Below are 8,552 nucleotides of genomic sequence, written 5' to 3' on the forward strand. Positions count from 1 at the left end.
GAGGTTGCATGGCCAGCAATGAAGGTCCCGCCAAGGTGACATTGGCTGCCATCGCCCGGGAGGCGGGCGTCTCGATGCCGACGGTATCGAAGGTCGTCAATGGGCGCGAGGACGTTGCCGCCGGCACGCGCGCCAAGGTTCTGACCGCGCTCGAGCGGACGGGATATAAGTCACCGCTTCAGCGAAAAAACGTCGCCGCCCGCCGGCCCGTCGTGGAGGTCGTGCTCGACACCTTGAACTCGGCGTATGGAGTGGAAGTGCTCAATGGCGTACTGGAGCACGCGGCCGCCTCCGACGTCGAAGTCCTGCTCAACATCACCAGCCAGCAATCGGCGTCGACGCTAAGCCCCGAGCAGAGGGCGCAGCGAATTGTCGACGAAGGCCGGAGCGGCATGATCGTGGTGACCTCGGCGTTCAGTTCGGCCCAGCTGGATCCATTTCGACGGCGGCAGATACCTATCGTTGTCATCGACCCGCTGAACCCGCCACCGGGTGACGTGGTCAGCGTCGGCGCCAGCAACTGGGCCGGCGGCAAGGCTGCCACGGCCCACTTGCTGGATCTAGGACACCGCAGGATCGCCTACCTGGGTGGGCCGGAAGCCGCCGAATGCAACCAGGCCCGGCTGCACGGCTACATGGCCGCATTGATGGCGAAAGGGGTGGCTGTCGAGGAGCGTTACATCCTCTCGGGACCCTTCCGCTCCGAGAACGGTGTGGCGGGAATGAAAACCCTGCTTCAACTTCAAGAGCGCCCAACGGCCATCTTTGCCGCAAGCGACAGTATTGCCTTGGGCGTGCTCGCCGAGGCGCGCCGTCAAAAGATCCGCATCCCTGAGGACATCAGCGTGGTGGGATTCGACGGAACCTACCAAGCGGAGGAATCGGTCCCTCCGCTGACGTCCGTGTCCCAGCCGCTGCAGGAAATGGGCCGCGCCGCCCTGCGATTCGTGCTCCGACAAATGCGGGGTGACGCAGTGGACTCTCGACGGGTGGAGCTCGCCACGCACCTTGTGGTCCGCCAATCTACGGCGCCGCCGGCGTAGGGAGCTCCCGCCCGACCCTCGCTCACTTTTGGGGGTGTTTTCGCCGACGCGCGCTCACCTTTGGGGTGTTTTCGCCGACGCGCGCTCACATCTTCAAGCCCAACCGCGGAAATGATCCGTGATCAGATGCAGCACTGCTTCGGCCTGGACGTGGGCAACTTGGGCGCCGCCGATGCGTCGGTGGCTGCTCCCCTGATGACCTCTGCGTCCCGGGCGGCATATTCGACTGCTCGAAGGTAGTCATGGGTCTCTCGGAGGGCTTGCCCCTTGGCTCGCTCGCCGGCTTTCCATGTGGCTGGTTCATATGCCCAGATCAGAGGCCAACGCTTTTCAACTGGAATGCGCTGGAGCCCCAGGTCCTTTAGGGCTGCTGTCCATAACTCGCGGATGTCGTTAGGAGCCCCGTGGTCGGCGCCGGCAAGCTTGCGAAGGTTCTCCGAATCCATGCCATCTGCCAGCCCCCGTAAGGCGATCCCTTAGCGTGCTTCCGAACAGCTTCGAACGTGGTCACCTGATGTCACGCCGGCTTGAACCGCGAGGCTACCGACTCACGCGTCCTCGCCACATCAACGTCGCCGGCTGTCTGCTCCATAAGCACTTTGGCCAACCGTTTCGGCCAAAGCACGTGAACGCCACGAGTCGAGAACGCGCCCCCGATCAGGGGCCAGTCTGCTTCGATGAAGCACAGCGCCCCGGTGACCGGAGCATCCCCGACGAGGTCGCGCACGACGTCGACCTGTTTGAGCACCCCATCAACCAGTTTCGTGCAATCACGCCGGCCAACGAGGAGCTTCTCGACGCGTGGGCGAAGGATGCCACCCTCGATCTTCAGTTCAGGCCGTCCCTTGTACCGCTTGGCATCGATCACCCAGATTCCACCGGGAGTGATGGCGATGTGGTCGATGTTGGCCTTCGAGCCGGGGATGCGCCGGTCGTGAAGGACAGCGAGGTCATCGGTGGCCAGGGCATTTAGCCGAGCGCCGAGGCGTTCCTCACCGATCGCACCTCGGTCCCAGGACTTGGTGTGCTGCCGCTCGTCAGAGAGGGCGACTGCGAGGCCGCCGAAGCGACCCCATTTCTCGCGGAGCTTTTCTTCGTCCTTCGTCTTGCGGCGCTCATATTCGCGTCGGGCGGACGAACCGGCTACTCCGGGCTCAGTGGACAACGACGCATTAGAAGGTGGTTCCAGGTCGGGGTACATGTTTTCAGCAGCCCCGGCGGCACATCCCAAGCAGCGGACGGTCTTCGTCTCGCTCTCGTAGATCGCTTCTGTCCCGGCCGGAAGAGAGGCACCGCACAGCCGACACGCTCCGGCGTACCGGAGCCTCATCTGCTTCATGAGGATGCACTTTGGATCACAGGCACGGACCGAGTCTGCTTGTAGTTCACGGCGCCGGTTAGGCTGCGGTTGCGTGCTGTCATGGCTCAATCCTCAACTACGGCGGGAGCTTTTTCTGGGTATGCCGCGCGTAGCCGCATCCAACGACCGATTGAACTCGCCATCCTTGAGCGGACAGGCGCAGGGTCGTGCGATATGAGAACGCCAAGTTCAAGCCAGCAACAGGCGCCCGCGAGAGCACCAAGAGGGCACCGAAGGACGCGTCCCGCTAGGCTAGCCGGATGACCGACGTTGCTTGCTCTGCTGTCACTTACGTTGGGCTTCCAATTGGGAGTGGGGGTGCCCATTCGCTTGGCCGCATGTCGCGGCGGGTCGCTTACGAACGAACGACGTCTTTTCTGGAGACCTGTACCGAACTGGTGAAACCTAACAAATACACCTTCGAGGTGCACGAGGTGCCAGAACTTCCCCGGCAGCTTGATCTTGAGGTTGAACTAGAGCGCCGGTTCGGTCAAGGTAAGCGGGTCGCTGTCCCGGCCAATCGGGTTTACGAGGCCCTTGAACTGCTCGACGAAATCTATCCTCAGCCTACGAATCAGTGGGGGATGGCGCCGATTTGGTTCCGCGCGCAGTCGAGTTTCCGGATCGTTGACCCGGGGACGGGACAGGTCTTACCCGGCCAGGACACTGAGCGATTCGCCGGGGCTGAATATGTGTGGAGCGTTCCCCTAGGAACCAGCGATCTTAGCCTAATACTCGATAACAGTGCCCGACTGGGGATCGATCTTTGCATCCCAGACGCTGACGGTGAACTGCTCCAGCGGACGGTGCCGTGGTTGCAGGATCACCTGCCATTCAAGATGTCAGCCAAGCAGTGGCGGTCTTGGACACCGACAAAGTCCGGATCCTTCAGATCTCGTCGGATGGCAGCTCCCAATTCGGCGGTATAACTCTCCCGGATGTCACGCCTCGTCGCCGCCCGCAAGTCCGCCCCCCCCCGCGACAACCCCGGTTTGACGTGCGGTTCTGCGGTGTGAATCGCAACGCTAAATGGCGGTCTTTTGCAGCGCTATCTGGCGCTCCTAAGAGTCGGCACCGCGTCGGTCTTCAGATGGTGCGCCTTTGGATCTCGCGGTATACCGTCGTCCGTGACACCCGAAACAGCTCGGCCAATTCGGCCTGCGTATGTTCGCCGGCGTCGTGCAGTGTCAGAAGATGCTTCCGCTGCGACTTGGACAATTTGGGCTGCTTACCTTTCAACCGCCCCTTCGCCTTGGCGACGGCCATCCCTTCGCGAGTCCGCATCCGGATCAGATCCGCCTCAAACTCGGCCACCATTCCCACGACGTTGAACAGCAGCCGGCCTACCGGGTCAGTCGGGTCGTGGCTGTTGCCGCCGAGACTAAGAACTACCCCTTTGGCCGTCAGCTCGTCGGCAATGTCCCTGGCATCAGAAGGGAGCGCGCCAACCGGTCGAGCTTGGTCACCACGAGCGTATCGCCGGCTCGGCACGCCGCCATCGCTTCACGGAGCCCAGGGCGCACACGGTTAGCTCCCGTCAGTCCGTGATCGACGAATATCTGCTTCTCTTCAACACCAAGGGCCAGGAGAGCGTTTCGTTGGGCGGTCAGGTCCTGGTCGTTTGTCGAGACGCGGGCATAGCCGATCTTCATTTAAACGCCCCTTCCCGAGCCACTCCCCTATGAGGCCGCGCGGGGCAGCGGTGACGATGCTAGTTCCTTCCCGCCGGTAATCGAACTGCTGCTGCCCGGACATGCGCCTGAACTACAAACGGAAGGCGCCGAGTCCTTTGATAAGAGCCTCGAGGCCGAGCCGGAAAGCGGCGTCGGAGCGCTGCTCTGTGGTGCGACCGGACTCGTGGTAGGCCTGGACCGCGGTGAAGGTGGGAGCTTGGTGTGCCAAAGTGCCGGGGTTAAATATTCCTTCAGGTGCGTTCACGTCCAAGGCTGCGCCGAAGATGAAGGCTTCTATTGCGGCGATGATCGGGATGATACGGTCTTCGCGAAATCCCGCTTTGAGGAGGCCGGTAGTGACTTCTTCATACATGGCGAGGGTCTTGGGTGCCCCCATCACCGGGAGGACTGCAATGACCGGGATCAGCGGCGTGTGCTTGGCGAAGGCATCCCGATAGCTCCGGGCCCAGCAGTAAATGGCGTCTTCCCAATTTGAGCTGCGGAAGGCGGAGACTTTGACCTGGACGATGAGGTGTTCTTCGAGCAGCCGCAAGACGTCCTGTTTACAAGTCACGTGGTTGTAGAGGGCTGACACTGACACGTTGAGGTTGCGGGCCAAGGCAGCCATGGTGAGGCCTTGATAGCCGGAGTCGTAAATTAGGGCAAGAGCAGCTGCAGTGATTTTTGGGGCGTTCAGTTTTCCGCCTGGCGGCCGTCCCATCAGGCGCCTGTTTTCCAGGGCTTCCTTGGATGCAGCGGTCCGGGGAAGCTGGCGCTGTGTGGTGGGACCTCTAACTTCGGTCACTGACGGCTGCCGTGGCGGATAGTTTGAGCTTCATACCCTGGGATTCCGAGAGTAAGGGCCGCCTCGATGTCCTTCCGGGCGCTGAGCAGAACTTTCGCAGCATCGTCTACATCCATGCGCCCGTCTGGGGCGACGGCACTAAGTGCTCCCAGGCATTCCGTACCTCGGAGGATGGGTACGGCGACGGCTTCAACAATGTCATCCATCCATTCGCCGCGGTGATACGCAAAGCCTTTGCTCCGGATGGGTTCCAACTGGTCTTCAATTGCGCGGATGAGGCTTTCGGGTGCACGGGGATCGAAGGCAATCAACACCCGTCCGGAGGCCGATTCAGTCACCTTCATATGCCGCTCTGCACCTGGCTGGACGGCGAAGGATCGGCGGGGCTCGTACCGCTCGATAATTACGGCTTCTTCGCCATTCAATACCGCGAATGAAATGGCCTCATTCAGCCGGTCCACCAGTGCAGGCATGACAGACACCAATTGGGCCGGTGCGCCAGCACGTTCAATCGCGTAACGGCCAAAAACCGAAGCCTTCCCCGTCAGCTGATACTTTCGATCGGCATCCTGTTGCAGCCAGCCCGCCTCAGCGAGGCTGGCAAGGTACTGATGCGCCGCTGCCCGTGTCCAGCCCAGTTCCTGAGCAAGCCTGGAGGGGCCTACTGACGGCTCATTCATGTGCACTAGGGCTTCCAGCACCCGGATCGTCTTAACGACCGTCTGCAGGGCGATTTCTCTGGCCATCGATATTTCCCTTCTTCCTGTGACTCGACGCTATCTCTTTGGGCGATGATCCGGTCGACCGCAGGAACGCGCAAATTCACACTTGGCACAGCCACACCGCCGCGCTATATTTATGTCACATAATACACGACATGCGTCAAACATTGCATGACATTCCTAAAAGGAAGCGAAACATCCACATGGACGATCTCAGTCTCGCGGAGTACTTCACGCCCGAGCGGATGATGGATCCGCGAAACCTCGGGGCACTCCAGCCGACCCGTATCAGCGCCGCCCGCAGCTTCCTGCGGACGATGGCCGACGAGCGGTGGCGAATCACCTGTGACTATCTGAAGCTAGATCCGCGTGGAAACGGGACTGCCCGCTACACGGTTTCCACCCCCAAGGGCCCGGTGACGTTTGTAGCTTGGTTGCGTGAGCCAAGGGGTGAGAACCGCACGGGCCGAATTATCGGAACGTCCTGGGACATGTTCGGGTCGCTCATCGACGGGATAGCCACGGAGGAGCAGGTCCGGGTCACCGAGGCTGAAATGCCGAAGCTATACGAGGGCCGGGCACCGCTGGGCACCCTGATATGGATGCGGTCGAACCAGAGCGTGCGCATGTTCCGGCAGGTACGCGACAGTCTGGCGGAGGGCCACCAGCCGGATGCGGTCGAACTGAAGCGCGTGGGCTATCTCATGCGGAACACCGGGCTTGACGGCAACGGTACCTTCGGATCAACACCGTTTGCTGCTCTTCCCGACAACCACCCGCTTGCCATCTCGTACCACGCACAGATGCTCTCGGCATACCTCATGCGTGAACTCTCTGTAGACGTTGTCGAAGAGTTGGCCCGTATCGACTCACCGGGAACGGCGGTTAAGCTCGCTCCAGCAGTGAAGCGACTAATTGGCGTCGGCAACGGCTCCGCGCTGGGGCTGGTCATGTTCGTTTACAACCGACCATTCCTCATCCACGCCTATATCAGCACATACATTGACGTGCTAAAGCACGTCCTGACGACGCCGATCGCCGGCGATGATCCGCGCATCGACCGACTGGAAAAGCTCCTGGAGCGGACTATCCGATACCGCACGATGGAAGATACGCGGTATCGAGTATTCACGGGAAGTTACGAGCTTGCAGCCGACTTGCGACGGGTCCGTGCCGCGGTTCGTGCAGCACGGCGCGGAACGATCCCAACCCGGGAGAATGAGACGCTCCTGGCCGCCGCCCACCGGGCGGTACGGGGAAGAATATCCCCGGAGGCCCTGAACTCGCTGCACACTCTGTTACTGGAGCTGGACCCGGAATACTGTGACCAGCTGGCCGAGTCCCGCCTCCGGTTTGATGAGATTCTGGCTCTGGATCCGCGCACGCCGTTGTCATCTATCTGCCAGGCTGTCAATAGGACGTTTGCCTGGGCCTCATCCATACCTTTGAATGATGACGAATACCGCGACCGGGTTTGGTACCAGTCGCGCGCGGCCGAGGAGCCGCGTTCAGGCCCCGGCGAGGAAGTTCCAGGATCGAATGAAGTCGTTCCTGACTACCCGGTAGACATCCGCAGACTCATTGATGTGCTGTCCGTCCTCCCCGAGGACGCACCCATCGGATCAGTCCTCTCGGCGCATCCGGATCTTGAGCACATCACACGCCTCGTCTACTCTTTGCGTGAGCATCCCTTTTCTGTTCCACACGCGGACCCGCATGACATCGACTTCGTTCCGGTCTGGCTTGTGCGACTCATGAACGCGTTTGTGCACGGCCTGGACCGCACCGAGGACTATCTGAACCGGGCCGTCCTTGGACTCATTTACGAAGGTGCGCCGTACCGCGACGAGCTGGAGAGCGTTGATGCGACGTCGTGGTGGTGGACGTACCACCCAGCCCCGCCGAATGTTGGCCCGGCCACAGTGCACCCGGTCAGTTCCCCAAAGACTACCGGCACGGCCCCATCGAGCCCCACGCAGGCAAAGCTTACCCCCAAGCAAACGGCAATCGTTCCACCTCCTCACGCCGCCGCTGAGAGGGTGACGGTGAAATTCAGAGAGGCAAGGCTCGCTTCTGGACGCGCAATGCAGGCGCTTAACGTACCCGCCGGATCCTGGCAGGGCGCCCGGGATTTCTTCATCACAGCTGCCATGGCCGACCCCGCCGCCGTGGGAAGCTTCGGCCGAGTCCTTGCCGGGCTCATTGACGCCGAGGGAAACGCCCCTGCCTGGGTAACACCGACCCACTTCTCGGATGAACACGCCTTAGTCGTGGACTGCGGGGGACAAAGCCTCATCGTCGTTGGACACGTCCTGGTCAATCTCATCGCGGCAAAAGCTACCAAAGAGGGTCTGGCAGTGAGTCTCACCGCGGTCAGCGAGGATACCGCCACCGCCGGCCTTCAACTGGCACTGGCGCGGTACGGAATCACTCTGGAAGCACCAGCGTCGAATGGCCATGAGCTCAGCTTCACTGCAGCAGTGGGAGCAGCCGAAGCCATTTCGCACGCAAAGTACCGGGACGCGCTGACCGCCTTTATGCAAGCTGGCGTTGAGGTTTCTGCGCAGGACTGGTGGGCCGTGTACTACCCCAGCAACGCCGGGCTCTACCCCGACACTCCGCTTTCCCGCCAGCACACCGGAACCGTGAAAGACGTGTACGTTCCGGGCCAGCAGCTCACCCGACTATTCGAGGCCGAGGAACTTAAAGGCTTCCTGGACCCTGACCGGGACACGGACGTTGTAGTCGCGACAGCGCTGTGAACACTTCAGCAGAACTAGCAAAGGACGAAACGTGATCTATGTAGACAGCCTGTTGTGCACGCCGCTTGAGCGGGAACGACGGGATAGCCGTCGGGACTGCCCCGGCTTTTGTTGACTCGGGGTCTTAGGCCGCTGTGAGCGCGGTCCGGTTGATTGTTTCATATTCGATGGGCGTGAGTTTTCCCAG

Annotated in this window: 6 protein-coding genes and 1 pseudogene; 2 read left to right on the forward strand and 5 right to left on the reverse strand. The window is 61.3% G+C overall.

Annotated elements, in window-relative coordinates:
• The first annotated feature begins 8 nt into the window (after positions 1–8).
• Positions 9–1,043: a substrate-binding domain-containing protein gene (locus AB0323_RS19600; protein ID WP_366178805.1), complete on the forward strand. Its 1,035-nt coding sequence runs from the start codon at positions 9–11 to the stop codon at positions 1,041–1,043.
• Between the two features lie 122 nt (positions 1,044–1,165).
• Here the strand turns inward: AB0323_RS19600 and AB0323_RS19605 are convergent, their stop codons facing one another.
• The 5 genes and pseudogenes from AB0323_RS19605 to AB0323_RS19625 form a co-directional block, all read right to left on the reverse strand.
• On the reverse strand, positions 1,166–1,489 hold the full coding sequence (locus tag AB0323_RS19605; RefSeq protein WP_366178806.1) for a hypothetical protein: 324 nt from the start codon (positions 1,487–1,489) through the stop codon (positions 1,166–1,168).
• Positions 1,490–1,560: 71 nt separating this feature from the next.
• Positions 1,561–2,382, reverse strand: a complete 822-nt coding sequence (locus AB0323_RS19610; RefSeq protein ID WP_366178807.1) for a nuclease-related domain-containing protein — start codon at positions 2,380–2,382, stop codon at positions 1,561–1,563.
• 1,107 nt (positions 2,383–3,489) lie between these two features.
• A pseudogene (locus tag AB0323_RS19615) lies at positions 3,490–4,055 on the reverse strand (recombinase family protein).
• 112 nt (positions 4,056–4,167) lie between these two features.
• Entirely contained in the window at positions 4,168–4,797 is a 630-nt protein-coding gene (locus tag AB0323_RS19620; protein WP_366178812.1) for a TetR/AcrR family transcriptional regulator, read from the reverse strand.
• An 80-nt stretch (positions 4,798–4,877) separates the two neighbouring features.
• Positions 4,878–5,627: a helix-turn-helix domain-containing protein gene (locus AB0323_RS19625; RefSeq protein WP_366178808.1), complete on the reverse strand. Its 750-nt coding sequence runs from the start codon at positions 5,625–5,627 to the stop codon at positions 4,878–4,880.
• Between the two features lie 179 nt (positions 5,628–5,806).
• Between AB0323_RS19625 and AB0323_RS19630 the strand changes: the two genes are divergently transcribed.
• Entirely contained in the window at positions 5,807–8,365 is a 2,559-nt protein-coding gene (locus tag AB0323_RS19630) for a hypothetical protein (protein WP_366178809.1), read from the forward strand.
• The last annotated feature ends 187 nt before the right edge of the window (positions 8,366–8,552 follow it).

The sequence above is a fragment of the Arthrobacter sp. NPDC080031 genome (assembly GCF_040702485.1).
Lineage (GTDB): Bacteria > Actinomycetota > Actinomycetes > Actinomycetales > Micrococcaceae > Arthrobacter.